This window comes from Micromonospora sp. CNZ286, from assembly GCF_014207755.1.
On sequence record NZ_JACHIZ010000001.1, the window covers coordinates 6,177,715 to 6,202,134 of the forward strand.

The following is a 24,420-nucleotide window of genomic DNA, read 5'->3' on the forward strand; positions in this document are numbered from 1 at the left end:
TCAGCGGTGCCGCTGGTGGTGCGCGGCGCGCGCGGCCGGCAGGGTCAGCCCGGCGGCGTGCAGCAGCCCTTCGACGCGTACCCGTTCGATCTCCCGGTCGACGCCGTCCAGCTCGGCCAGGTGTTCGGCGATGCCGAGCGCGTGGCAGGCGGCGCGCAGCCGTTCGTCGTACGCCTCGATGACCGCGCCGTGCCACACCACGCTGCGGTCGGCGGCGGCGAGCCGGTGGCCGCCGAGACGGCGCAGGTCGGTGGCGAGTTGTTCCAGCGGACGGCGGCCGTCCTTGTCGAACTCGGTGAGGTCGATGTCGCGGGTCAGCGCCTCGGCCTCGATGGCCCGGTCGAGCCGCGCGATGGTACGGCGTTCCCGGCGCTGCTCCCGCCACTCAGCCCATCCGCAGGCGACCCGATCGATGATCTCGTCGGCGCAGAACAGCAACGCGAACAGGGCAGGCAGGCAGCAGACGGCGAGGATCGCCAGCGCCAGCAGCAGTCCCTGCCCCACTTCCACACATCGACGCTAAGCCCTGCCGCACCGGCCCGCCACCCGTTTGGGTAATCGGGCCGGTACGACCGGCTATCAGGGCTACTTGGCGCCGGGCGAAACCACGTAGAAGCGGGGCATCGGCAGCACCCGCATCCGCAGCCGGGCGCCGGAGCGGCGCAGCTGCCAGGTGAGCGCCAGCAGCGCGGCGGTCAGCGAGATCAGGCCACCGGCCCAGATGCTCGCGCCCGCGCCGTACGTCTCGGCGACCCAGCCGATCAGCGGCGCGCCGACCGGGTTGGTGCCCAGGAACACCAGCACCCACAGCGCCATCACCCGTCCCCGGAAGGACGCGTCGACACCGAGCTGTACACGCTGGTTGGCGGCCTGGGCAAAGTAGATCATGAAGAACCCGGCGGGCAGCAGCAGCGTCACGACCATCCAGTACGCCGGGGCGAGCCCGACGAGCGTGCCGAAGACCGCGCAGCCGATCGCGGCGCCGAGCACGAGCCAGACCGAGGGCCGGCTGCGCCGTCCGGTGCCGGCCAGCGCCCCGACCAGCGCGCCGGCCGCGAGGGCGGTGCTGAACAGGCCGAACGAGGCGGCACCGGTGTTGAACACGGTCTTCGCGAGCGCGGCGAGGGTGAGCTGGAAGTTGAACAGGCTCATCCCGATCACCGACATGAGGACCATCGGCAGCAGGATGTCCGGGCGGCGTGCCACGTACCGGAGGCCGTCGACCACCCGGGCCTGGTCCCGCTCGCCGACCGGCGGCAGGTCCTTGCGGTGCAGCTCGTCGGTACGCATCCGGACCACGTTGACCAGCGGGGCGATCGAGCTGAGCGCGGTGACCAGGAAGACCGGGCCGACGTCGACGACGGCGATGGCCAGGCCGGCGACGGCCGGGCCGACGATCCGGGCGGAGTTGAACACTGCTGCGTTGAGCGAGAGCGCGTTCGGCAGCAGCGGCATGCCGACCAGCTCGGAGACGAACGCCTGGCGGACCGGCGTCTCGACCGCGTTGGCGACGCCGAGCAGGGCGGCGAACGTGAAGACGTGCCAGAGCTGCACCAGGCCGGTGAGGACCAGGATGCTCATGGCGAGCGACAGCACGGTCCAGAAGGCGTTGGCGACGAAGAGCAGCATCCGCTTGTCGTAGCGGTCGGCGAGCCGGCCGGACAGCAGCGTGAGCAGGAGTACGGGGGTGAACTGCAACGCGGTGACCACGCCGAGCGCGGTCGCGGAGTTGTCGCTGAGCTCGAGGACGAGCCAGTCCTGGGCGATGAACATCATCCAGACGCCGATCAGTTTGATCAGCTGCCCGGTGGCGAAGAGTCGATAGTTGCGGACTCGTAGGGACTGGAACATCGTGCTCAGCTTGGCCTGCACTCTAGGTGCGCCTCCTCGCGTCGGTACGCTTCATCCACAGCTGACGAAGCGAACCGCGGGCGGCGGTGTCAGGCGCGAGCGATGCCCTGGAGGATGTCCGCTGCTCGCCGTAGCGTCTCGCGTTCGTCCTCGGTCAGCGCGGCCAGCCGGGTGGCCAGCCACTCGTTGCGGGCCCGCTCGAACTGGTCGAGTACGGCCCTTCCCCCTTCGGTCGCCGCCAGGATGACCTGCCGTCCGTCGGTCGGATGGGGGGTGCGCTGCACGAGGCCGCGCTCCTCCAACTTCGCGACGATCTTCGTCATCGTGGGCGGCTGCACCCGTTCGACATCAGCCAGTTCCCGTGGCGTGAGGGCGCCCGCCAGATTGAGGCTGGTGAGCGCCGACAGCTGGGTGACCGTGAGGTCGCCGACCGGCCGGGCTTGTCGTACCCGCCGGTTGAGCCGGGTGATCGCATCTCGCAGCTGAGGAGCCAGCTGCGCCGGTGGCACGCGTTTCGCCGTCACCGTCCGCTCCGTCACACTAGTTAGCCTAACTAATGAGCCTGGCTAACGACATGCGTTATGACCAGGCTCACCAGCGTCAGAGCAGCACGGACTCGACCGGCCCGCGCAGGAAGTACACGATGAACAGCACGGCGACCCCGTACAGGAGCGGGTGGACCTCCCGGGCCTTACCCTTGGCCACCTTCAGCAGCACGAAGCTGATCACGCCGGCCCCGATGCCGTTCGAGATCGAATAGGTGAACGGCATCAGCGCGATGGTGAGGAACGCCGGGATGGCGATCTCGTAGTCGGTCCAGTCGATCGTGCGGACCGCCGTCATCATCAGGAAGCCGACCACCACCAGCGCCGTCGACGCGGCCTCGAACGGCACGATCAGCGACAGCGGCGCGAGGAACATCGCGAGCAGGAACAACGCGCCGGTGACCAGGTTGGCCACGCCCGTCCGGGCACCCTCCGCAACACCTGCGGCGCTCTCGATGTACGACGTGTTGCTGGACACCGAGGCCGCGCCACCCGCGGCGGCGGCGATCGAGTCGACCAGCAGGATCTCCTTGGCCTTCGGCGGGGTGCCCGTCTCGTCGAGCATGTCCCCTTCCTGGCCGATCGCGACCATCGTGCCCATGGTGTCGAAGAAGTCCGTGATCAGCAGCGTGAAGATGAACATCAGCGGCACCAGCCAGCCGACCCGGCTCCACGAGTTCAGCACGTTGAACTGGCCCAGCAGCGACAGGTCGGGCAGGTCCACGATCTGTTTGGGCAGCTCGGGCACGTTCAGCGCCCAGCCCTTCGGGTTCGGCTTGCCATCGACGAAGGACGGGCCGACGTTGGCGATCGCCTCGACCACGATGGCCAGCACGGTGGAGGCCAGGATGCCGATCAGGATCGCGCCGCGGACCCGGCGTACCACCAGGACCAGCGTGATCAGCAGGCCGACCACGAAGACGAGCATCGGCCAGCTGACGATCTTGCCGTTGATGCCCAGCCCGACCGGCACCGTGGAGTTCGCGGCGTCCGGCACGCGCCGCACGAAGCCGGCGTCGACCAGGCCGATGATGGTCAGGAACAGACCGATGCCGACGCCGATCGCGGTCTTGAGCTGCGTGGGCACCGAGCGGAACACCGCGGTACGCAGTCCGGTGAGCACCAGGATGCCGATCAGCACACCCTCGATGACCACCAGGCCCATCGCGTCCGCCCAGGTCATCTGGGGCGCGATCTCATAGGCGACGAGCGCGTTCACGCCCAGGCCGGCCGCGAGCGCGATCGGGAACCGGGCCACCACGCCCATCAGGATGGTCATCAGGCCGGCGACCAGCGCGGTCGCCGCGGCGAGCGCCGGGATGGCCAGCGAACGGCCGTCGCCGTCCTTACCGCTGCCCAGGATCAGCGGGTTCAACACCACGATGTACGCCATCGTGAAGAACGTGGCGAAGCCGCCTCGCAACTCCCGGCTCAGCGTCGACCCGCGCGCCGAGATCAGGAAGTAGCGGTCGAAGGCGTTTCGTGGATGCGCGGGATCGGGCGGTGTGCCGTGATCCGGCGGCGGGGCAATGGACATGGTTCCTCATCTAGGTCATCGGCCGGGTTTTGTCGCGCGCATCGTCCCAGATCACCTGGCAGGCAGGGAAGAACGATCACGTAGGCTGGGCCGGTGTCACAGGAGCAACAGCCGCGGCCGGAGCCGCTCGACCCGCCGATGGTGCCGTTCGCCGTCGCCGGGCTGATCGCCTGGGCGGTGGCCGGCCTGGTGCTGCTGATCTTCTTCCGGGACTGGCTCACCGAATCCGGGCGTCAGAACTGGCTCTGGACCTGTCTGGCCGGTTTCCTGTGGGGCTTTCCCGGCTTGGCGGTGATGATGCGGCACGACGCCAACCGGCGTCGCCGACGCGCTGCCGACGCGCAGCGAGCGCGCTGACCCGTCAGGGGTGGCCGTACGGCTCCGCCGGCTCGGCCGCCTCCACCGAGCCCGGGGCCCGGCTGACGGTCATGGCCTCGACCGCGCTGTCGTCGTAGACGGTGGGCAGCTCGTCCACGGACGTCTCGGCCGCTTCGATCATCGTCTCCGAGTGCGCGCCGCAACCGTGGTCGGCGCTCACCACCCGGCCGTCGTCAGGGGCGTAGAAGTTGCCGCAGGCACCGAACGCCAGGCGCAGCGCACCGGCGAGCGGCAGGTAGAACCCGCAGGTGCCGCAGCGTGCGGCGGCCGGCGCGGCAGCCGAGATCGCGGCGTCCGGGCCGTGGTCCCCGTCGTACCACCGCTGGGCGGCCTCGGCGCGGCCCTCCCGGGACAGCACCCGGGCCCGGCCCAGGCCCAGCTCCCAGGCGGTCTCCTCCACTGCGGGGTCGTCGGAGAGCAGGTAGCCGGGGGCGAGCCGCTCGTCGTCGGCCGGGGTGGGCAGCAGGTCGCCCGGACCCAGGTCGCCCGGCTTGAGCCGCTCCTGCCAGGGCAGCCAGCCCGGAGCGAGAAGCGCGTCCGGGCCGGGCAGCAGCACCGTCTCGCAGATGGTGACGTGCCGGCTGCGCGGCACCCGGGTCACAGTGACGGCCCAGCGCCAGCCGCGGTAACCGGCCATCCGGCATTCGAAGTAGTGGGTGACGACCCGGTCGCCCTCGGCGACCGCCTGGAGATGATCGCCGATGTCGGTGGGCTCCACCTCGGTGATCGCGTCGCGGGCCACCTCGACGGCGGCGGCGCAGACCTGGTCGAGCCGGGGAGCGCGGGCGGAGGCGGGCCTGGTCACCTGACCATTGTTCCCCATGCCCGTCCACGGGCGACAGGCACTCCCCGGAGTCATTCTCTCCGGGTGATGCGGCACACGCGGAGCGGATGGGCGAGGATGGGACGCATGGCGCTGTCCTCCCGCTCCGGCCGCTCCTTTCTCGGGCGGACCGTCGGCACCGGCATCCGCGCCACCCGGCTGCTGCTGCGGGGCTCGCTGCACGGCGGACGCTGGATGACCCGGCGTGCCGGCACGGCCCGGGCCCGCAGCGCCGGCAACGAGGTGGGCATGGTCCGCCTGTTCGACCTGCACGCGCTCTCCTGCGCCGGTGACACGCTCATCGCGATCGGCCTGGCCGGGACGATCTTCTTCGACGTGCCGCTGGGCGAGGCGCGCAACAAGGTGGCCCTCTACCTGCTGGTGACCATGGTCCCGTTCGCCATGCTCGCCCCGGTGGTCGGCCCGCTGCTCGACCACTTCCGCCACGGCCGGCGGTACGCGTTGGCCACCACCATGCTGGGCCGGGCGTTCCTGGCCTGGTTGATCTCCGACTACATCGGCGGCTTCGGGCTCTACCCGGCGGCGTTCGGCGTGCTCGCGCTCTCCCGGGCGTACGGGGTGGCCCGCTCGGCGGCGGTCCCCCGGCTGCTCCCGGAAGGGTTGGGGCTGTCCCAGGTCGGGGCGCGCGCGAGCGTCTACGGCACTGTGGCCGGCGCACTCGTCGCACCGATCGGCCTGGCCGCGTTCTGGTTCGGGCCGCAGTGGCCGCTGCGGGTCGCCTCGGTGATCTTCCTGATCGGCATGGTGATCTCGCTCCGGCTGCCGCCGAAGGCCGACTCCGAGCCGCCGGAGCGGATGCCGCACCCGCTGCGCGCGCTGCGCCGCCGCGACGGCGAGCGCCCGCTGGGCCGGGGTCGCCCCAGTGGCCGGCTGGTGATCGCCACGCTGATCGGCGCGGCGGCGCTACGCGGGCTCTACGGCTTCCTGCTGCTGTTCCTGGCCTTCGCGATCAAGGCCGGTGACCTGACCACCGACTTCTTCGGCCGCGACCTCGGCGCCCAGGGCGCGCTGGGCCTGGTCGGCGGCGCGCTGGCGGTCGGCACGTTCCTGGCCACCGCGCTCGGCACCCGTCTGCGCATCCACCGGCCGACAGCGCTCCAGTCCAGCGGCACGATCGTGGTGGCCGGTGTGGCCGTGCTCGCCGCGCTGAAGTTCTCGCTGCCCATGGTGGCGCTGCTCTGCCTGGTCGCGGCGATGATGAGCGGGATCGCCAAGCTGGCGGTGGACGCCTCGATCCAGGAACGCATCCCGGAGCGGCTGCGCGCCAGCTCGTTCGCGCACTCGGAGACCGCGCTGATGCTCGCGTTCGTGGCCGGGGGCGGGCTCGGGCTGGTGCCGTTCACCGGCCTGATCGGGGTGACCGTCGCCGCCGCGGTGGCCGCGCTGGTGGCCGTACGCGGCGTGCTCGTCGCCGGCAAGCTGCGCGGTGAGCACCTGGCCGGCCGGCCGCTCGGCGACGAGGAACTGGCGGCGGAGCAGGCGACCCGCGCCGAGAAACCGGCCACCACCTCGTTCGACGACCCGGCGCCCACGTCACCGGCGCCCCAGCGCTCCGGCCCACCGCCGGACGACGACGGGCTGGCCCCGCCCGGCTTCCACATCTACCGGCCGTCCTCCTCGGTGGGCGGGCCGGGCGGCGTCGAGGACACCGAGCGGCGCGACCCCCGGGGGCCGGTGGCGTGACCGGTCTGCTCGTGGTCACGGCCGTGCCGGCCGAGGCCGAGGCGATCCGTGCCGGCCTCACCGCACCGGCAGCGCCGAACGGGACGGCAGCGCCCGACGGGACTGCACCGCCGGACGCGACTGCACCGCCGGACGTGACGGTGCTGCCGGTCGGGGTCGGTCCGGCCGTCGCCGGGGCCGCCACGGCACGGCTGCTGGCGCTGGCCGAGGCGGCCGGGCGGCCGTACCGGGCGGTGGTCAGCGCCGGCATCGCCGGAGGGTTCGTCGGCCGGGTCGCGGTGGGCGGCACTGTGCTCGCCGACCGCAGCGTCGCCGCCGACCTCGGCGCCGAGTCGCCCGCCGGGTTCATCCCGGTCGAGGACCTGGGCATGCCTCCCGAACTGCTGGGCGGCGGCCGGATCGTGCTCGCCGATCCGGGCCTGCTGGCCCGTCTGCGCGCCGCGCTGCCCGCAGCCACCGTCGGCACCGTGCTCACCGTCAGCACGGTGACCGGCACCGCCGCGAGCACGGCGGCCCTCGCCGAACGGCACCCGGACGCGGTGGCCGAGGCGATGGAGGGGTACGGCGTGGCGGTCGCCGCCGCCCAGGCCGGTGTGCCCTTCGCCGAGCTGCGGACGGTCTCCAACCCGATCGGACCGCGTGACCGGAGCGCGTGGCGGATGCGGGAGGCGTTCGCCGCGCTCACCGCCGCGGCGGCCGCCCTTCAGTGATCCATCCACCTGTGGACAACCCTGTGGATAAGTCGCCGGGCTGGGGACGGCGGGCTCAGATCGTGATGACGACCTTGGCGCGCGCGTGCTCGGTTTCGAGGTAGCGGACGGCCTCGGGCACCTCGCGCAGCGGATGCGTCCGGTCGACCACAGGCGTGAGCCGGCCCGCCTCGGCGTGCTCGCGCAGCACGTCGAGGTGCGCCCGGCCGGGTGACGTGGCGAGGACGACGACGCGCTGCCTGACGACCGGCGCGAGCAGCCGTCCGCGCGCCAGCAGCCCGATCGGGCCGAGCAGGCTGCCGCCCCGGTAGACGCCGCCACCGGAGAGCACGAGCGTCCCGTCCGGCGTGAGCGCCCGCCGCAACGCGGTCAGGGAGCGGTTGCCGACCAGGTCGAACACCACGTCGTGGCGGCGCCCGTCGCGGGTGAAGTCGTCGCGGGTGTAGTCGACCACGTGGTCGGCGCCCAGGGAACGGACCAGCGCGACGTTGCGGGTGCGGCACACGCCTGTCACAGTCGCGCCGAGTGCCTTCGCCAACTGGACGGCGAGCGTCCCGACGCCGCCGGAGGCTCCGTTGATCAGGACGCGGTGGCCGGGCCGGACCTGCCCGGCGTCGCGCAGGCCCTGGAGCGCGGTGACCCCCGCCAGCGGCAGTGCCGCCGCCTGCGCCGCCGTCAGGTTCGCCGGCCGCGGCGCGACCAGGTGCTCGGGCACGCACACGTACTCGGCGAACGCGCCGTCGGCCTCGCCGAGGTCGCCGAAGACGGCGTCGCCGGGGCGTACCTGCCGCACCTGGGCGCCGACGGCCTCGACCCGGCCGGCGAAGTCGCGGCCACGGATACGGGCGCGGGGCCGCGCGAGGCCGAGCGCCAGCCGCGACAGCCGGGGGTCGCCGCGCATGACGTGCCAGTCGTACGCGTTCAGCGCGGCGGCCTCGACCCGGACGAGGACGTCGCCGGGGCCGGGCGCGGGCGTCTCGACGTCGGCGAGCACGAGTGTCTCCGGGGGGCCGTACCGCTCCTGGACGATCGCCTTCATGTCGCCACTCCCTCCCAGGTGTACGGCGTACACCATGATGGGACAAGGCTAGGTGTACGCCGTACACCAGTCAAGACGGTTACTGTGTCAACGGCCTTCGGGAGGACTGGGGACGACATGGCGGAGCAGACGGAGACGGTGCGCCGGACACCCCTGACCAGGGATCGCGTCCTGCGTACCGCAGTCGTGCTCGCCGACCGGACCGGCATCGAGTCGCTGAGCATGCGCAACCTCGCGCAGGACCTGGGCGTCGTGCCGATGGCCCTCTACAAGCACGTGGCGAACAAGGACGAACTGCTCGACGGCATGATCGACATCGTCGTCGCGGAGATCGACCCGCCGGCACCCGGCGACTGGAAGCAGTCGATCCGCCGGCGCATCCTGTCGGCGCGGCAGATGCTGCTCCGCCACCCGTGGGCGTCGCTGGCGATCGAGTCCCGGACCACGCCCACGCCGGCCGTCCTCGCGTACCTCGACTCGACAGTGGGCGCGCTGCGGGCGGGCGGGTTCTCCACCGACCTGGCCCACCACGTCATGCACGCGCTGGGCAGCCGGGTGCTGGGCTTCAGCCAGGAGCTGTTCGACACCTCCCGGCAGGCGGGCCGGTCCGGCGCGACGAGCGCCGACCCGCCGGCGGACCTGCCGCCGGAGGCGGCCGCCCGGTTCCCGCACCTCGCGGCCATCGCCACCGCCGCGTCCCACGACGACGACTCGGTGGTCGGGCCGGGCTGCGACGACCAGTTCGAGTTCGAATTCGCGCTGGACCTGCTGCTCGACGGCATCGAGCGGCTGCACCGGACCGGCTGGACGTCACACCGGACGGGGTGACGGGCCGCCCGGCCACCGGGGTTACGGTGGGACCGTGGCGCTCTCCCTGGCGATCTCCCCCTGCCCCAACGACACGTTCGTCTTCGACGCCCTGGTGCACAGCCGGGTGCCGGGCGCGCCGGCGGTCGAGGTGACCTACGCGGACGTCGACGTCACGAACACCGCCGCCGAGCGGGGCGCGTTCGACCTGGTGAAGGTCAGCTACGCGGCGCTGCCCTGGCTGCTCGACGACTACCACCTGCTGCCCTGCGGCGGCGCGCTGGGCCGGGGCTGCGGCCCGCTGGTGCTGACCCGTGGCGACCGGACCGACCTGTCCGGCGCGACGGTGGCGGTGCCCGGCGAGCGGACCACCGCGTACCTGCTGTTCCGCCTCTGGGCGGCCGACCAGGCACCGGCGCGCATCGAGGTGGTGCCGTTCCACGAGATCATGCCGGGCGTGGCCGCCGGCCGGTACGACGCGGGCCTGGTCATCCACGAGGCGCGCTTCACCTACCCGCGGCACGGGCTGACCGCCCTGGTCGACCTGGGCGAGTGGTGGGAGGGCGACACCGGGCTGCCGATCCCGCTCGGCGCGATCCTGGCCCGCCGGGGCGCCGTCGACCCGGTCGAGGCCGCCGCCTGGATCCGCGAGTCGGTACGCCAGGCGTGGGCCGACCCGGAGGCCAGCCGCGAGTACGTCCTTACGCACGCGCAGGAGATGGAGCCCGACGTGGTGGACCGGCACATCGGCCTCTACGTCAACGAGTTCACCGCCGACCTGGGAGAGGCCGGCTTCGCCGCCGTGGAGGCGCTGCTGGGCCGGGCCGCCGACGCCGGGCTCGTCCCTCAGACCTCCAGCTCGCGCGCCACCGCGTGGACCAGCTGAGCGATCTTCTGCGCGGTCTTCCGATCCGGGAAGCGACCCCGGCGCAGGTCCGGCTGGACCTTCGCCTCCAGCACCTTGATCATGTCTTCGACCAGGCCGTGGAGTTCCTCGGCCGGCCGGCGGCGCAGCTCCGCCACGGACGGCGGCGCCTCCAGCAGCTTGACCCCCATCGCCTGGGCGCCCCGCCGGCTGTCGACCACGCTGAAATCGACCCGCTGGCCACCCTTCAGGTCGGCGACACCCGCCGGTAGCGCGCCCTTCGGCAGGAACACGTCGCCACCCTCGTCACTGGTGACGAACCCGTACCCCTTGGCGGCGTCGTACCACTTCACTCGACCCGTCGGCACCTGTTGAACCCCGCTCCACTCGAACCGTCTACCCCTCCAAGGCTAGCCCGATGATCCGGTCCAGCGCCCTCGGGAATTCGACGAGATCATCAAGCACCAGGTACGCCCCGGCCTCGGTCAGTTCGTCGGCCGAGCACGGGCCGGTCGCCACTGCCACGCCCGGGATTCCCGCGGCTCGCGCGGCGGCCATGTCGGCCACGTGGTCGCCCACGTAGAGCGTCGCGCCGTGCTCGCGCAACGCGACCGCCTTCTGCTCGGCGAACACGTCCCCGGCCAGCTCGTCCACCGGTAGCCCGAGGTGGTCCAGGTGCAGCTTCGCCAGCCGGCCCATCTTCGCGGTCACCACCATCGTCCGCCCGCCGCGCGCCTGCACCGCGCGCAGCGCGGCCTCCGCACCCGGCATCGGCACGGTCGGCGTGATCGCGTACGCCGGATACAGCTCCCGGTAGAGCGTCACCGCCTCCTCGACGCGCTCCGGCGGGAACCAGTGCGCCAGCTCGGTACGCAGCGGCGGGCCCAGCCGGGAGACGGCCAGTTCCCCGTCCACGTGCACGCCCGTGCGCGCGGTGAGCGCCCGGAACGCGGCGGCGATCCCGGGCCGGGAGTCGACCAGGGTCATGTCGAGGTCGAAGCCGACCATCAGCGGAGACATGCCGAGAACCTACCCAGCGGGCTAGCGTGGTACGACGATGACCACCTCACTCGCCGACCACCTGCGGGCCCTCCCCGACGAGTCGCTTGCCGCCCTGCTCCAGCTGCGGCCGGACCTCGTCGTGCCGGTGCCGGCCGACGTGTCCGCCCTCGCCCTGCGCGCCCAGTCCCGGGTCTCCGTGGCCCGGGCGCTCGACGGGCTGGACCAGTTCGCCCTCCAGATCCTCGACGCCGCCCGGCTCACCCGCGGCCACGAGGGCGCCACCTCCACCGACCAGATCCTCGCCATGGCCACCGCCGGGCCGCAGCCGCCCGCCCCGACAGCGGTCCGCGCCGCCGTCGACCGGCTCCGGGCCCGGTTCCTGCTGTACGGCCCCGAGCACGACCTGTGCGTGGCCGGCGGCATCGACGAGGTGTCCCCGTACCCGGCGGGGCTGGGCCGGCCGGCGGCGGAGCTGGACCCGCGCGCGGCGGCGCTCTGCGCGGACCCGGCGAAACTGCGGCGGACGCTGCTGTCCGCGCCGCCCTCGGCCCGCGCGGTCCTGGACCGGCTCGCCGCCGGGCCGCCGGTCGGGACCGTGGCCCCCGGTGCGCTGGAGGCCCCCGCCACCGGCGCCGAGGACGTGCTCCCGCCCGACCTGGTGAACGGCGGCGCGCCGACCGGCTCGCCGATCCGCTGGCTGGTCGAGCACCGGCTCCTGGTCCGGATGTCCGGCGGCCGCAACGGCACCGTCGAGCTGCCCCGCGAGGTGGGGCTGGTGCTGCGCCGCGACGCCGGTCCGCTCGGCCCGCTGCGCACCAGCCCGCCGGTGGTGTCCGGCCCGCCGCGCGAGGTGAAGTCCGTCGACTCGGCCGGCGCCGGGCAGACCATGGAGGTGGTCCGGCACACCGAGGCGATGCTGGAGGCGCTGACCGCCGAACCGGCACCGGTCCTGCGCTCCGGCGGCGTCGGCGTACGCGACCTGCGGCGGCTCGCCCGTGGCCTCGGGCTGGACGAGCCGACCACCGCGCTGCTGTTCGAGGTGGCGTACGCGGCCGGGCTGACCGGCGAGATGGAGCTGACCGGCGCGGCCACCACCCGGTACGGCGGCGACCAGCAGATCCTGCCCACCGGCGGATACGAGGTGTGGCGCGCGGTGTCGCTGGCCCAGCGCTGGGAGCAGCTCGCCCGCGCCTGGATGTCGATGTCCCGCCAGGCCGGCCTGATCGGGCAGCGCGACGACCGGGACCGGCCCATCTCGGTGCTCTCCGCCGAGGCGGAACGAGCAGGGGCGCCGGCCGCCCGGCGTGCGGTGCTCGCCGTGCTGGCCGACCTGCCACCCGGCACCGCCCCGACCACCGACGAGGTGCTGGAACTGCTGGACTGGCGCGCGCCGCGGCGGGCCCGGGGGCGGGAGACGGCGCACCGGGAGGTGCTCGCCGAGGCCGCCACGCTGGGCGTGACCGGGCTCAATGCGCTCACCTCGTACGGGCGGCTGCTGCTCGCCGAGCTGACCGAGGCCGACGAGCGCGGTGACGACCCGCTCGGGCTGCGCTCCGACGCCGAGTCGGGCGACGCGTCGACGACGGTACGGGCGCTGGACGGGCTGCTGCCCGCCCCGGTCGACCACGTGCTGGTGCAGGCCGACCTGACAGTGGTGGTGCCCGGCCCGCCCGACCCGGCGCTCGCCGCCGAACTGGACGTGGTGGCCGAGCACGAGTCGGCGGGCGGAGCCAGCGTGCACCGGGTCACCACGGCGAGCATCAGGCGGGCGCTCGACGCCGGCTACACCGCCGACGACCTGCACGCGCTGTTCCGCCGCCGCTCGCGTACCCCGGTGCCGCAGGGCCTGACCTATCTGGTCGACGACGCGGCCCGCAAGCACGGCGGGCTGCGCGTCGGGTCGGCCGGCGCGTACGTGCGCAGCGACGACGAGACGCTGCTCAGCGAGGTGCAGGCGGACCGGCGACTGGAGCCGCTGGCGTTCCGCCGGCTCGCGCCCACGGTGCTGGTCACCCCGTACCAGGTCAACCGGATGCTCACCGCGCTGCGCGACGCCGGGTACGCCCCGGTGCCGGAGGACGCCAGCGGAGCGACTGTGCTGGCGCGGCCGAAGACCCGGCGGGCGCCGGCGCGTACCGCGATCGGCCGTGCGGTCGACCCGCTCGCCACGCCGAAGCTGCCGATGCCCCGCCTGCTCGGCGTGGTGGAGCAGATCCGCCGGGGCGAGGCGGCGGCCCGGGCGGCGCGGCGGGCCCCGGCGGTGGTCCGCGGCGCCCCGGCGGCCGGCGGTCCCGCGCCCGTGTCCGGGCACGGCGACGCGCTGGCGGTGCTCCAGCAGGCGGTACGGGACAAGGCGCTGGTCTGGGTCGGCTACGTCGACGCGCACGGGGCGACCGCGTCCCGGCTGGTCCGGCCGGTGTCGATCGGCGCCGGCTACCTGCGCGCCGAGGACGACCGGACGGAGATGCTGCACACGTTCGCGCTGCACCGGATCACTGCGGCGGTGCTGGAGGAGTGAGCTACTCCCCGTTGCGGCGCAGCGTGCCGATCACCGACACGGCCAGCAGCAACGCGAACGCGGCACCGGCCGACTCGCCCACCGAGTCGACGAAGCCCTGCTGCTGCACCAGCAGCCCGAACAGGAACCAGCCGAACACCCCCGCCGCGGCGGCCGCGTAGGCGAGCACGACCGCCGTGGGCACCTCCTGCTGCCGCGTCCGTTCGTCCTCGGGAAGCACGTCCTGGTCAACGGTCATGGCAGTCCCTCCCCGTCCCGGCATGGACCCGGCTTCCAGGGTTACACCAACCGGACCGCGCGGACAGGGGTTAAAACCCTGATCCGGGCGGTCCGGTCACGGGTGGGACGAGTTCCGGGCCGGTTCAGGTGCCGGGCGGCGCGCTCAGGTGCCGGGGCGGCGGCCGATCACGACCACGCGGGTGCCGACCGAGCCCAGCTCCCACAGGCGTACCGCGTCACGGTGCAGCAGGTTGACGCAGCCGTGCGAGCCGATCGCGCCGTTGTGCAGGTAGGTGGTGGTCTCGTGGAAGCCGATCCCGCCGTTGAACTGCTGCCAGTACGGCAGCCACACCTCGTACGGGTTGGACCACTCGCGCGGGTTCTTCCGGCCCACCGAGTACGTGCCGGCCGGGGTGGCGTAGCCGGACATGCCGGTGCGGGTGACTGTCGGGCCCATCACCACAGTGCCGCCGCGCATCGCCCAGACCGTCTGCCGGGTCAGGTCGACGCAGAAGGTGAGCCGGGAACCGGCCCTGCACCGCGCGGTGTCCGTGGCGGCGAGCCGCTTCGCCACGTCGTAGGTGGTGGGGCCGGCGCGACCGGAGGACGGGCTGATCCCGTACCGGATCTGGAACTTCTTGATCGCCGCGCAGTCGGCGGCGGACTGCTCGCCGTCCACGGTCAGCGTCCCGAAGCCGCCCAGCCTGGTCAGGTACGTCTCCACGGCCCGCTGGTGCTCCCCCTGCGGGCACCCGGCGGACGCGCTCGGCTTCGGCTTGGGCTTCGTCGTCCTCGTCGCCTCCGGCGACCGGGAGGGTTTCGGCGAGGCCGTCCGGCTCGGCTGCGCCGACGGGGACGTGACCGGCTGATCCGGCGTGGGCGACGCGCTCGCCCCCGATGCTCCCTCCGTCAGCCCGACCGGGCCGGGGGTGCTCCCCCCGGCGCCTTCCGCCTGCGGATCGAGCGCACAGGCGCCGACACCGACCAGCACGACCACCGCCAGGGCGGTGACCCGGGCGAGAAACCGGACACGCTGCATGGGCCCTCCCTGGACAGTTGTCCCGCTTGCTAGACGTGTGGGACGAGTATGACGTTGCCTGTCCAGCGAGACTTTTTTGCGGCGCCCTCCGGCGTGCAACACTGGATGGTCGGCCTGCGGCAGGTCAGCCGGGGTGCGGACGGGATGCCGGGCGACCGGGTTCCGGGCGACGAGTTTCCGGGCAGCGGGTTCCGGGCGATGCGAGAGGACGCTGGCGTGAGCGGTGGACCACTGATCGTGCAGTCGGACAAGACGCTGCTGCTGGAGGTGGATCACCCCGACGCGCAGGCGTGCCGGATGGCGATCGCGCCGTTCGCCGAGCTGGAACGCTCCCCCGAGCACGTGCACACCTACCGGCTCACGCCGCTTGGCCTGTGGAACGCCCGGGCCGCCGGCCACGACGCCGAGGGCGTGGTCGACTCGCTGATCAAGTATTCGCGCTACCCGGTGCCGCACGGACTGCTCGTCGACGTGGCCGAGACGATGGACCGGTACGGCCGGCTCCAGCTCGCCAACGACCCGGTGCACGGCCTGGTGCTGCGCGCGCTCGACCGGGTGGTGCTGATCGAGGTCGCCAAGAGCAAGAAGCTCGCCGGCATGCTCGGCGCCAAGCTCGACGACGACACCGTCGCGGTGCACCCGTCCGAGCGGGGGCGGCTCAAGCAGGCGCTGCTCAAGCTGGGCTGGCCGGCCGAGGACCTCGCCGGGTACGTGAACGGCGAGGCGCACCCGATCGAGCTGGCCGAGTCCGGCAAGGACGGCGGCAAGCCGTGGACGCTGCGGTCGTACCAGCGGGAGGCGGTCGAGGCGTTCTGGGCCGGCGGGTCCGGCGTGGTGGTGCTGCCCTGCGGCGCCGGCAAGACGCTCGTCGGGGCGGCGGCGATGGCCGAGGCGAAGGCGACCACGCTGATCCTGGTCACCAACACGGTGGCGGGACGGCAGTGGAAGCGGGAGCTGATCGCCCGCACGTCGCTGACCGAGGAGGAGATCGGCGAGTACTCGGGCGAGCGCAAGGAGATCCGCCCGGTCACCATCGCCACGTACCAGGTGCTCACCTCACGGCGCGGCGGCGCGTTCACCCACCTGGACCTGTTCGGCGCCCGCGACTGGGGCCTGGTCGTCTACGACGAGGTGCACCTGCTGCCCGCGCCGATCTTCCGCTTCACGGCGGACCTCCAGGCCCGTCGCCGGCTCGGCCTCACCGCGACTCTGGTACGCGAGGACGGCCGCGAGGGCGACGTGTTCAGCCTGATCGGCCCGAAGCGGTACGACGCGCCGTGGAAGGACATCGAGCAGCAGGGCTGGATCGCCCCGGCGGAGTGCACCGAGGTACGGGTGACGCTCACCGACGCCGAGCGGCTGGCGTACGCGACGGCGGAGGCCGAGGAGCGCTACCGGATGGCGGCGACCGCCCGCACGAAGCTGCCCGTGGTGCGGGCCCTGGTGGACCGGCACCCGTCCGAGCAGGTCCTCGTCATCGGTGGGTTCCTCGACCAGCTGCACCAGCTCGGCGAATACCTGGACGCGCCGATCGTGCAGGGCTCCACCACGAACAAGGAGCGCGAGCGGCTGTTCGACGCGTTCCGCTCCGGCGAGATCCGCACCCTGGTCATCTCCAAGGTCGGGAACTTCTCCATCGACCTGCCGGAGGCGGCGGTGGCGATCCAGGTGTCAGGCACGTTCGGCTCCCGGCAGGAGGAGGCGCAACGGCTGGGCCGGGTGCTGCGCCCGAAGGCCGACGGCCGGCAGGCGCACTTCTACACGGTGGTCTCCCGGGACACCATCGACACCGAGTACGCCGCGCACCGGCAGCGGTTCCTGGCCGAGCAGGGGTACGCGTACACCATCGTGGACGCCGACGACGTGCTCGGGCCGTCGCTGCCCACAGTCGACTGAGCGACCGGTGGGCCGCCCCTTCCGGGCGGCCCACCGTCACGACCGGGTCAGGAGTAGTTGACCAGGAAGTAGTAGCTCGTCGTGTCGGTCCACACCCCGTCGGCGGTCCGGCCGCGCACCCGCATGGTGTACGAGCCGGCCGAGGTCGGGGTGAAGGTCGCCGTGGCGACTCCGGCGGCGTTCGCGGCCACTGTCACCGGCTGCCCGTCGTCGACCGTGTACTCGAACTCGGTCACACCCGGGCTGCCCTGCGTGAAGGTGAACTCACCGGCCACCCCCACACCGCCGGACCACTGACCGGCCGGGTAGGTGCCCGACGCGACGAGCGGCGCCGTGCCGACCAGGAACGGGTAGTCGGTCTGCGGCGTCTGGTCGCCCGAGGCGGTACGGCCCCGCACCGAGATGAGGTTCGCGCCGTTGCGGTCCATCGTCACGGTGATGTCCGTGACAAACGCATCAGGCTTCTTCGGCACGCTCTGCCAGGCGCCGCCGTTGAGCTGGTACTCGAAGGTCGTCACCTCGCTGATCTCGGTGTACACCCCGAACGTGCCGACCGACCCGACCCCGCCACGCGGGCTGTACTCGTCGTACGCGCTGCTGACGTTGACCCGCGGCTCACGGACCCGGAAGTAGTACCGGCGCTCCGGGCTGACCGTGCCGTCGGCCGTCCGGCTGGTGACCGTCAGCAGCGTGTAGCCGGAGTGCGTCGGCGTGATCTCGATGGTCGCCCGGCCGTCCGCGCCGGCGGCAACCACCTGCTCCTCGCCGCTGTACTCCAGGACGTAGCGGTACTCCGTCACGCCGGGACGGCCGGGGTTGAAGGTGAACCGGCCGGTCTGGCCGGGCTGACCCGCCGAGTCGTTCTCCGGGTAGTCGCTCGACGTCACCACAGGCGCGTCGCTGACCTCGAAGGTGTACGTCCGCGTCGGCGAGAAGGAGCCGTCCAGGAACCGGGTACGCACCGTCAGCGTGTTGCTGCCGGAGCGGTCCGGCGTGAGCATCACCCGGGTCCAGCTGGAATCCGTGTCCACGACCTGCTCGGGCCCGTCGTTGAGGCGGTAGACGTAGGCGTCGACGTCGGGCATCACGGTGTCGAACTGGAACTCACCCGGCATGCCGACACCGCCCCAGGCGCCGTACTCGTAGTAGGTGCTGGAGTAGACGGACGGCTTGGTGTCGATGACGTTGAACTGGTGCTCCTGCGTCTCCGAGACCGTGCCGTCGGCGCTGACGCTCCGCACGGTCAGCGCGTACCAGCCCGGCTCGGTGGGCGTCCAGTGCAGCACCGCGGTGCCGTCCGCGGCCGCGTCGACGCGCAGCAGATTGCCGTCACCGAACGAGTACTCGTACGCCACGACAGCGGTCCGGCCGGGCCGGAACGTGAAGCTGCCGGGCCGGTCCACCACGCCGTCGTGCTCGGGGAAGGAGAAGTCGGCCGACTCCACGGTCGGCAGGTCGCGGACCGACACGTTCTCGGTGTACCCGCCGACGAACTCGCTGCCGACGTAGCTGCGTACCTCGACCTTGACGAGGCCCGCCTCGGCGAACGTCACCGGGATCTCGGTCGGGCCGTCGGGGTTCACCGGCACCCTGGTCTCACCGCCGGCACCGATCCGGTAGCCGAACTCGGTGACCCCCTCCACATTCGTCGACACGGCCAGCTTGCTGGGCAGCCCGATGCCGGCCATCGTCACCTGCACCTCCGGCGCGGTCGACTTCACCCAGAACTCGTAGCGGACCGTCTCGGACGAGTTCGACGCGCTGTCCACACTGCGCACGCTCAGCGAGTCGGAGAACGAAGTCGGGGTGTATTCGAGGGTCACGTCCGCACCGGGCGCGGGCGCGGGGATGTAGTTGTACGCGTCGCCGAAGCGCCCCCAGTAGTAGCCGACCACGTCCGGCGAGCCGTTGGCCTTGAACGTGAACGTCCCCGGCACTCCCGCCCCGCCGTGCGGCAGGCCGTCGTTCGGGTACTTCTCCGAGGTCACCACGGGGGCGGCGGGTCGCTGCGCGTCCACCTTGACGTAGCACGGCTCGGCCCACGGCGAGAAGTCGTGATCGTCGTAGGCGCGGGCGGTCCAGGCCACCACGGTCCCGTGCGGGTACTGCGACATGTCCCAGTCGAGCTTCGAGAGGGCGCCGCCGTAGCTGTAGCCGAACTGCTCGGCGCGCTGGTCCTCGTGGCCGACCGGCCATGCCGCGAACTGCCCCCGGTAGTTGGCGTCGTTGCTGTCCGCGTCCGCGCCCTTGACCATCAGGCCGTGGTTGCGCGGCCCCACCGGCTGCGGCTCGGTCTTGGTCCCGCAGGCCCAGGCCGGGAAGTCGATCCCGATCTGCCCGACCGTCGGCGCGTGGTTCGCCTCGCTGTTGATCACCGGGAACGGGCGGAGCTTACGGCCGTGGGAGAGCTTGCCCTCGGAGCCGTGCGGCACCCGGATCTCGACGGTGAGCGTCTGCTTGCCCTGATCCGCGAGCTTCTGGAGGGCGGGCATGATGTCCCACGCCAGATAGCCGGGGCAGGCCGCCTCCCCGCCGGCCTGCACCGTGCCGAGCAGCTCGCGACGACGCGGGCTCGACGCCCAGCTCGTGGTCGCGGTGATCGGGTCGGTACGCCACAGCTCGACCGGCTGGGCGGTCGCGCAGTCCGCCGCGGAGCGCTCCGCGACGACCAGGTCCGCCTTGTGGACGACGGTTCCGCGGAAACGCGAGATGTCGAAGGTGAAGTAGGACCGGGACTTGTGCTTCGTGCCGGTCGCGTCCGTCCAGGCGCCGACCGGCGCGTCCCCGTCCGTGTTGACGAACGACTTCCTCGGCTGTTGCGAATCCGTGTAGGCCCAGCCGGACTTGCCGGTGGTCCGGTGCTCGTAGGCCTGCGCCGGAGCAGTGTCGACACTGATCAGGCCGGCACCGAGCACAGTGCCCAGTGACGCGGCGAGCATTCTTCGTGCGCGCACGACGATGCCCCTCCCCCCGTTGGACAACGGCGTGCATCGCCGTCGAGTCGCATGAGGGTATCGAGAAGGGACGACATCTGAGTACGCCGATTCGGGTGGGCTCCGGTCGACCGGGCGGACCGCGTCGTCACGCCCCGCCCGGTCTCGCGGTCAGCCTCGTCCGCCGGCGCGGAACGCGACCCAGGCGTCGCTCATCCGGTCGGCCTGGCCCGGGGTGAACATGTTCATGCAGGAGTCCTGCGTGTAGTCCATGAAGTTGTGGATCGGGTCGAGGCCCGGCGCGGTGCAGGTGTCCGCCCCGATCGGGCAGTTGAACTGCGGCGCCGCCTCACGCGGGGTGTCGGCCACGAAGTCGCCGGACGCGGAGCAGCCGTGCGCGAACGTGTGCTCCAGCATCAGCCAGTGCCCGACCTCGTGCGTGAGCGTGTCACCGAGCGCGTACTTGCCGGCCGTGCCGCCCGGCATCGACTCGTCGAGCATCACCACGCCGTCGATGTAGTCGCGGCCGTTGTTGTAGCCCTTCGGGAAGTACGCCCAGCCGAGCAGCCCGTCACCGATGTTCGCCGCGTAGACGTTCAGCGTGCGGGAGTCGCCGGTGTAGAGCGCCTTCTTCATGTCCCGCTCGCTCTTGCCCGGCACCACCGTGTACCAGGAGCTGTTGACGGTCCACGTGGTGTCCACGAGCGAGAAGCGGAACGGCGTGTCCGACGCGTCGGCCGCGGTACGACCCGCGAACGAGTCGTTCAGCACAGTCATCTGCGCCGAGATGAGCGTGTTCCAACGGGCCTTCTCGGCCGCGCTCAGCTCGTGGTCCGAGATCATGTGGAAGATCGTCGGCACTGTGACGCTGCCGTTCGCCAGGCGCGGCGAGTCCTTGATGACGCCGTACGCCTTGGCCTCGTTCGTCGAGTAGAGCTCGGGCTCCTTGACGGTGGCGCCCTCGCGTACCCGGGCGGCGCTGTGGTTGTCGGCGCCCGGCTCGCACTCGGCGACCGCGGGAGAGGCGGCCACGGGTGCGGTCGTGGCGGAGGCTCCTCCGGCGGTCAGGAAGGTGGCGGCGGCAGCGACGAGCACTGCCAGGTGGATCGTCGGTTTCCTGTGCATCGTTGCACCTTTCGAGAGGCATGAAAGGAGTACCGACGCGGGGTTGTCAAAGCTGCGGATCGATGACGTCGTCGTTCCGCCATGAGACCACGTCACCGGGCGTCCGCAACAGCCCCCGGCGGCTCGGTCGATGTCACGGCGTCGGCGATGGCGCGCGCCACGCACTCGTAGTCGCGCACCAGCGGCCCGACCAGCTTGGGGTCCGGCTCGAACGCGGCGACCAGTCCGCGTACCAGATCTCTGAGCCGGTCGTCCGGGCCGAGCCGCCGCCCCCGGTGCCGGCGGGCGACGCTGCGCCACCGGCGCAGACCGACGTCGGCTAGCCGTTCGTGGAGTTCGGGCGCGGGCACCGGGCAGCCGTTCGCCCACAGGTCGGCGAGGGCCCGCAGAATCGCCTCCCGCGTCGGGTCAGCCATGCAGATAGCGGGCGCGGCGGCCGAAGTCGCGGAAGCCGAGCCGCCGGTACAGCCCGGCGGCCGGGTTGTCGTCGTTGACGCAGAGCCACGCGGCGTCCGCGCCCGCGTCGGCGAGGCCGCGCAGCACGCGCGCCACCAGGTACGCGCCGACCCGCCGCCCGCGCCACCCGGGTACCACGCCAACCTGGTCGATCCAGTTGTCGAGCACGGTCACGAAGCCGGCCGGCCCACCGTCCGGGCCGCGTGCGAGCAGCGTCAGCTCCGGGCGGAAGTCCTCGTCGTCACGCAGGTCGCCCAGCCACTCGGCGGCCTCCGGCTCGACGAATCCGGGCCGGTCGGCGAACGACGCGCGGTAGGTGGCGAACAACTCCCGCCCCAGCGTCGCAGGCTCCACAGTCACGCCGTCCGGCGCGGCGACCTCGGGCAGCGCGTCGAGGTCGTGCCGCAGCACCCACTCCAGGAACGTCCGCGTGTAACCACGCGCCGCGAACAACTCCTCCGCGCCAGCGGTCCACGTCTCCGTGGTGACCAGCAGGCCCGCACCTTCCGCCTGGTTCTCCGCCCGGTCCAGCAGCGCGCCGCCGAGCCCGCGCCCGCGCCACGCCGGGTGCACGAGGCCGGTGGCGGTGGCGGGCGTCCGTCCGGTGCCGACCCCGACGGCCGCGACCAGGTCGTCGCCGGACCAGGCGCCGTGGGTACGCGTCTGGAGCAGCCGCGCCCGCGCCAACGGGGTACGCCCGAACAGCGGCAACCCGCCGTCAGTGGCGAGGCACGCCTGCGCCAGGCCGGTCAACGCGGGCAGGTCGTCCTCGCCGAACTCCCGCCAGACCAACGCATCCGTCCCGTCCACGCCCGCTCCCGCCACCCCGCCCGACCCCCACGGTCCAGCACACCGACGCAGTAGGCCCCACCCCTCCCCCCGAGGTCAACCACTTTCCCCACCCACCCCGACCCTCCGGGCCACCCACCTTGAGACAGACGCCCCACGGACTGGGATCGTTCGAGATCTCGGAAGCACCCTCCGCGATCTTGGAGTTGTGGCACCTCACGAATACCGCTAATCCGACCATCTGGGCGCCACAGCTCCAGGACCGACGGAAGCGCCCCCACCACCCCGTTGATCATGCAGTTGCCGCCCTGACAAAAGTCGCAACCCGGGCATCAGGAGGGCCGAAACCGCAAGATCGACGAGAGCGAGGGCGGTAGGCGCGGCGCGGGCGGGGAGGGAGGGCGGGGCTAGGGGGTGGGGGTGGCGTGGATCAGGACCGTGGCGCCTGCCGAGAGGGGGGCCAGCAGCCACTTCAGGGGCTGCTCGTCCTCGGTCGGGTCGATCACGAGGCGATCACCTTGGTGCAGGTTCATCTGGGTGGCGATCTCGGCGGCCAGGCGGCGCCACGCGCCGAAGCTGGTGCCGTCCGGCGTGGCCGGGTCGGACGGGTCGACGGCGGTGTAGTCCGGCGGGTCGGTCGGGTGCCGCAGCACCTCGGCCGACCAGTCCAGCCAGCCCGGCGGCACCTCGGCCAGCTGCCCCGGCCCGGTGCCCACCAGGTAGCGGTGCGTCCCCTCGGGCACGTCCTCCAGCCAGTCGTCGAGGCGTTCCGGGGTCACGAACACCGCGTCGTAGGGCCGGTCCGCGCCGGGTTCGAGCACCGGCAGCCCGGCCAGCGCGCGGGGACGGAACGACACGGTCAGTCCGATCGACCAGGCGCCGATCAGCACCGCCGCGGTACGCCAGTGCGGCGGCAGCAGCACCGCCACCCGGTCACCGGGGCGCAGCCCGCACCCGTCGCGCAGCAGCCCGGCACTACGGGCCGCCCACCGGCCCAACTGCGGCCCGGTCAGCTCGGTTCGCTCGCCGGTGGCGTCGTCGAGGTAGGTCAGCAGTGGCTCGTCGGTCGCGACGGCGGCGGGTGCGCGGGTGGCCATCGGATGTACTCCTCCCTGGCGGTCAGCTCACCCTAGCCGGGCGAACCGGTCGACCAGGAGGGCCAACCGCCGCTCGTGTTCGTCCCGCCGCAGACGGCCGCCGCGCATCAGCGTGACCTGGCCGTGCAGCGCGCTCCAGAACGTCTCGGTGAACGTCTCCAGGTCGTCGTCGCCGGTGAACGGGCGCAGCGTCTCGGCCAGTTCGGCGAAGGCCCGGACCAGCTCGACGGGTGTGTCCTGGCTGGCGAAGGAGAGGGCGACGGGGAGGGTGAAGATCGCGTCGTAGAGCGCGGGCCGGCGTTCGGCGAACGCGGCGTACGCCGTGGCGATGCCGGCCACCGCGGCCCGCGGGTCGGTGGCGGCGGCCCGGGCGGCGGCGAGTTCGACTGCCAGTTCGGCGCAGCCCTCCAGGGCGACGGCCGCCATGATGGCGTCCTTGCCCTTGAAGTGGCTGTAGAGGACGGGCTGGCTGTACTCGATCTCGGCGGCGAGGCGGCGGGTGGTGACCGCGTCCCAGCCCTCCGACTCGGCGAGGTCCCGGGCGGCGGTGATGATCGCCCGTTCGCGTTCCGCCCGCTCCCGCTCCCGGCGCGCCTGAATCGACATGACCGGCACTCTAGCACCGCTAGCCAATCTATCGGCGCTCTGCTAGCTTCGCTCTCATCCCTAGCAGCGCTAGAATCTTGGAGTCGGCATGCTCACCCCCGTCGCCTACGGGCTCGCCATCGTCCTCAGCCTCTTCATCGTCCTGATCGGCGCGCGCTTCCTCCTCGTTCCCCGAGCCGCCGCCGCCGGCTACGGCGTCCCGGCCGCGGAGGGCACGGGAGATCCCGCGTACCTCACGATCAAAGGGCTGCGTGACCTCACCTACGGCCTGGTCGGCCTCGCCCTGATCGCCTTCACCAGCGCCGACGCCGTCGCCTGGTTCATGCTGGTCGTCGCACTCGCCCCGCTGGGCGACACCCTCATCGTGCTGCGGCACGGCGGCTCCCGGGCGACCGCCTTCGGCATCCACTTCGCCACCGCCATGGTCGTCCTCCTCGACGCCGCGCTGCTGTTCGCGCTCTAGCCGGGCCCACCGGTCCGC

The 24,420-nt window shown here is 72.6% G+C and carries 24 protein-coding genes; 8 read left to right on the plus strand and 16 right to left on the minus strand.

Translation table 11 applies throughout. From position 1 onward, the window contains the following. From FHX31_RS27600 to FHX31_RS27615, 4 genes are all read right to left on the minus strand, one after another. Positions 1 to 510 (minus strand): hypothetical protein, encoded by a 510-nt coding sequence (locus tag FHX31_RS27600; protein ID WP_013283716.1) that lies wholly within the window; start codon positions 508 to 510, stop codon positions 1 to 3. Between the two features lie 75 nt (positions 511 to 585). Then, entirely contained in the window at positions 586 to 1,872 is a 1,287-nt protein-coding gene (locus FHX31_RS27605; RefSeq protein ID WP_184977448.1) for an MFS transporter, read from the minus strand. Positions 1,873 to 1,940: 68 nt separating this feature from the next. Beyond that, on the minus strand, positions 1,941 to 2,390 hold the full coding sequence (locus FHX31_RS27610) for a MarR family winged helix-turn-helix transcriptional regulator (RefSeq protein WP_030274920.1): 450 nt from the start codon (positions 2,388 to 2,390) through the stop codon (positions 1,941 to 1,943). A gap of 61 nt (positions 2,391 to 2,451) precedes the next feature. Then, a complete protein-coding gene (locus tag FHX31_RS27615) occupies positions 2,452 to 3,933 on the minus strand; it encodes an NCS2 family permease (protein WP_030274922.1) in 1,482 nt (493 codons plus the stop codon). A gap of 93 nt (positions 3,934 to 4,026) precedes the next feature. On the opposite strand from FHX31_RS27615, the gene FHX31_RS27620 reads away from it, so the two are divergent. Then, complete coding sequence (locus FHX31_RS27620; protein ID WP_013473744.1) at positions 4,027 to 4,290, plus strand: DUF2530 domain-containing protein; 264 nt, start codon at positions 4,027 to 4,029, stop codon at positions 4,288 to 4,290. Positions 4,291 to 4,294: 4 nt separating this feature from the next. Here FHX31_RS27620 and FHX31_RS27625 read toward each other — a convergent pair whose 3' ends face one another. Further along, the gene (locus tag FHX31_RS27625; protein ID WP_114919332.1) at positions 4,295 to 5,134 is read right to left on the minus strand and encodes a DUF3027 domain-containing protein; all 840 of its coding nucleotides are present in this window, start codon (positions 5,132 to 5,134) and stop codon (positions 4,295 to 4,297) included. Positions 5,135 to 5,221: 87 nt separating this feature from the next. Between FHX31_RS27625 and FHX31_RS27630 the strand changes: the two genes are divergently transcribed. Continuing rightward, positions 5,222 to 6,838 (plus strand): MFS transporter, encoded by a 1,617-nt coding sequence (locus tag FHX31_RS27630; RefSeq protein ID WP_013283710.1) that lies wholly within the window; start codon positions 5,222 to 5,224, stop codon positions 6,836 to 6,838. After that, on the plus strand, positions 6,835 to 7,548 hold the full coding sequence (locus FHX31_RS27635) for a futalosine hydrolase (protein ID WP_123109961.1): 714 nt from the start codon (positions 6,835 to 6,837) through the stop codon (positions 7,546 to 7,548). Before FHX31_RS27630 ends, FHX31_RS27635 begins: the two co-directional genes overlap by 4 nt. A gap of 55 nt (positions 7,549 to 7,603) precedes the next feature. Here FHX31_RS27635 and FHX31_RS27640 read toward each other — a convergent pair whose 3' ends face one another. Beyond that, complete coding sequence (locus FHX31_RS27640; protein WP_123109962.1) at positions 7,604 to 8,587, minus strand: NAD(P)-dependent alcohol dehydrogenase; 984 nt, start codon at positions 8,585 to 8,587, stop codon at positions 7,604 to 7,606. A gap of 117 nt (positions 8,588 to 8,704) precedes the next feature. On the opposite strand from FHX31_RS27640, the gene FHX31_RS27645 reads away from it, so the two are divergent. Together FHX31_RS27645 and FHX31_RS27650 are read left to right on the plus strand one after the other, a co-directional pair. Next, complete coding sequence (locus FHX31_RS27645) at positions 8,705 to 9,415, plus strand: TetR/AcrR family transcriptional regulator (protein ID WP_123109963.1); 711 nt, start codon at positions 8,705 to 8,707, stop codon at positions 9,413 to 9,415. Between the two features lie 34 nt (positions 9,416 to 9,449). Next, complete coding sequence (locus FHX31_RS27650) at positions 9,450 to 10,280, plus strand: 1,4-dihydroxy-6-naphtoate synthase (RefSeq protein WP_184977449.1); 831 nt, start codon at positions 9,450 to 9,452, stop codon at positions 10,278 to 10,280. Here FHX31_RS27650 and FHX31_RS27655 read toward each other — a convergent pair. Both FHX31_RS27655 and FHX31_RS27660 read right to left on the minus strand, forming a co-directional pair. Continuing rightward, entirely contained in the window at positions 10,241 to 10,627 is a 387-nt protein-coding gene (locus FHX31_RS27655; protein ID WP_026267952.1) for a cold-shock protein, read from the minus strand. The two genes, FHX31_RS27650 and FHX31_RS27655, sit on opposite strands and share 40 nt — an antisense overlap. A 28-nt stretch (positions 10,628 to 10,655) precedes the next feature. Continuing rightward, the gene (locus tag FHX31_RS27660; protein ID WP_013283704.1) at positions 10,656 to 11,279 is read right to left on the minus strand and encodes an HAD family hydrolase; all 624 of its coding nucleotides are present in this window, start codon (positions 11,277 to 11,279) and stop codon (positions 10,656 to 10,658) included. A gap of 37 nt (positions 11,280 to 11,316) precedes the next feature. On the opposite strand from FHX31_RS27660, the gene FHX31_RS27665 reads away from it, so the two are divergent. After that, positions 11,317 to 13,779 carry a helicase-associated domain-containing protein gene (locus FHX31_RS27665; RefSeq protein WP_184977450.1) on the plus strand — a complete coding sequence of 821 codons (2,463 nt, stop codon included), beginning with the start codon at positions 11,317 to 11,319 and terminating at the stop codon, positions 13,777 to 13,779. Position 13,780: 1 nt separating this feature from the next. Here FHX31_RS27665 and FHX31_RS27670 read toward each other — a convergent pair whose 3' ends face one another. Both FHX31_RS27670 and FHX31_RS27675 read right to left on the minus strand, forming a co-directional pair. Beyond that, on the minus strand, positions 13,781 to 14,017 hold the full coding sequence (locus FHX31_RS27670; RefSeq protein WP_013283702.1) for a hypothetical protein: 237 nt from the start codon (positions 14,015 to 14,017) through the stop codon (positions 13,781 to 13,783). A gap of 144 nt (positions 14,018 to 14,161) precedes the next feature. Then, positions 14,162 to 15,037, minus strand: coding sequence for a L,D-transpeptidase family protein (locus FHX31_RS27675; protein WP_123109965.1), 876 nt, complete (start codon positions 15,035 to 15,037; stop codon positions 14,162 to 14,164). 216 nt (positions 15,038 to 15,253) lie between these two features. Here FHX31_RS27675 and FHX31_RS27680 point away from each other — a divergent pair, with 216 nt between their 5' ends. Beyond that, entirely contained in the window at positions 15,254 to 16,933 is a 1,680-nt protein-coding gene (locus FHX31_RS27680) for a DNA repair helicase XPB (protein WP_123109986.1), read from the plus strand. A 47-nt stretch (positions 16,934 to 16,980) separates the two neighbouring features. Here FHX31_RS27680 and FHX31_RS27685 read toward each other — a convergent pair whose 3' ends face one another. From FHX31_RS27685 to FHX31_RS27710, 6 genes are all read right to left on the minus strand, one after another. Next, positions 16,981 to 19,887, minus strand: a complete 2,907-nt coding sequence (locus tag FHX31_RS27685) for an RHS repeat domain-containing protein (RefSeq protein WP_123109966.1) — start codon at positions 19,885 to 19,887, stop codon at positions 16,981 to 16,983. A 150-nt stretch (positions 19,888 to 20,037) separates the two neighbouring features. After that, the gene (locus FHX31_RS27690; RefSeq protein ID WP_091330335.1) at positions 20,038 to 20,991 is read right to left on the minus strand and encodes a zinc metalloprotease; all 954 of its coding nucleotides are present in this window, start codon (positions 20,989 to 20,991) and stop codon (positions 20,038 to 20,040) included. A gap of 92 nt (positions 20,992 to 21,083) precedes the next feature. Continuing rightward, on the minus strand, positions 21,084 to 21,407 hold the full coding sequence (locus FHX31_RS27695; RefSeq protein ID WP_013283697.1) for a hypothetical protein: 324 nt from the start codon (positions 21,405 to 21,407) through the stop codon (positions 21,084 to 21,086). After that, positions 21,400 to 22,257 carry a GNAT family N-acetyltransferase gene (locus tag FHX31_RS27700; RefSeq protein WP_123109967.1) on the minus strand — a complete coding sequence of 286 codons (858 nt, stop codon included), beginning with the start codon at positions 22,255 to 22,257 and terminating at the stop codon, positions 21,400 to 21,402. The genes FHX31_RS27695 and FHX31_RS27700 overlap by 8 nt, the downstream gene beginning before the upstream one ends. A 386-nt stretch (positions 22,258 to 22,643) precedes the next feature. Then, positions 22,644 to 23,333 carry a TIGR03089 family protein gene (locus tag FHX31_RS27705; protein ID WP_184977451.1) on the minus strand — a complete coding sequence of 230 codons (690 nt, stop codon included), beginning with the start codon at positions 23,331 to 23,333 and terminating at the stop codon, positions 22,644 to 22,646. A gap of 27 nt (positions 23,334 to 23,360) precedes the next feature. After that, complete coding sequence (locus FHX31_RS27710) at positions 23,361 to 23,939, minus strand: TetR/AcrR family transcriptional regulator (RefSeq protein WP_123109987.1); 579 nt, start codon at positions 23,937 to 23,939, stop codon at positions 23,361 to 23,363. 88 nt (positions 23,940 to 24,027) lie between these two features. On the opposite strand from FHX31_RS27710, the gene FHX31_RS27715 reads away from it, so the two are divergent. Beyond that, positions 24,028 to 24,402 (plus strand): DUF4267 domain-containing protein, encoded by a 375-nt coding sequence (locus FHX31_RS27715; RefSeq protein WP_123109968.1) that lies wholly within the window; start codon positions 24,028 to 24,030, stop codon positions 24,400 to 24,402. The last annotated feature ends 18 nt before the right edge of the window (positions 24,403 to 24,420 follow it).

Bases quoted from the DNA above. Each gene is read 5' to 3' on its own strand.
- FHX31_RS27615 (WP_030274922.1), bottom strand. From the start codon at position 3,933: ATGTCCATTGCCCCGCCGCCGGATCACGGCACACCGCCCGATCCCGCG.
- FHX31_RS27625 (WP_114919332.1), bottom strand. From the start codon at position 5,134: ATGGGGAACAATGGTCAGGTGACCAGGCCCGCCTCCGCCCGCGCTCCC.
- FHX31_RS27630 (WP_013283710.1), top strand. From the start codon at position 5,222: ATGGCGCTGTCCTCCCGCTCCGGCCGCTCCTTTCTCGGGCGGACCGTC.
- FHX31_RS27640 (WP_123109962.1), bottom strand. From the start codon at position 8,587: ATGAAGGCGATCGTCCAGGAGCGGTACGGCCCCCCGGAGACACTCGTG.
- FHX31_RS27645 (WP_123109963.1), top strand. From the start codon at position 8,705: ATGGCGGAGCAGACGGAGACGGTGCGCCGGACACCCCTGACCAGGGAT.
- FHX31_RS27660 (WP_013283704.1), bottom strand. From the start codon at position 11,279: ATGTCTCCGCTGATGGTCGGCTTCGACCTCGACATGACCCTGGTCGAC.
- FHX31_RS27665 (WP_184977450.1), top strand. From the start codon at position 11,317: ATGACCACCTCACTCGCCGACCACCTGCGGGCCCTCCCCGACGAGTCG.
- FHX31_RS27670 (WP_013283702.1), bottom strand. From the start codon at position 14,017: ATGACCGTTGACCAGGACGTGCTTCCCGAGGACGAACGGACGCGGCAG.
- FHX31_RS27675 (WP_123109965.1), bottom strand. From the start codon at position 15,037: ATGCAGCGTGTCCGGTTTCTCGCCCGGGTCACCGCCCTGGCGGTGGTC.
- FHX31_RS27690 (WP_091330335.1), bottom strand. From the start codon at position 20,991: ATGCACAGGAAACCGACGATCCACCTGGCAGTGCTCGTCGCTGCCGCC.
- FHX31_RS27695 (WP_013283697.1), bottom strand. From the start codon at position 21,407: ATGGCTGACCCGACGCGGGAGGCGATTCTGCGGGCCCTCGCCGACCTG.
- FHX31_RS27705 (WP_184977451.1), bottom strand. From the start codon at position 23,333: ATGGCCACCCGCGCACCCGCCGCCGTCGCGACCGACGAGCCACTGCTG.
- FHX31_RS27710 (WP_123109987.1), bottom strand. From the start codon at position 23,939: ATGTCGATTCAGGCGCGCCGGGAGCGGGAGCGGGCGGAACGCGAACGG.
- FHX31_RS27715 (WP_123109968.1), top strand. From the start codon at position 24,028: ATGCTCACCCCCGTCGCCTACGGGCTCGCCATCGTCCTCAGCCTCTTC.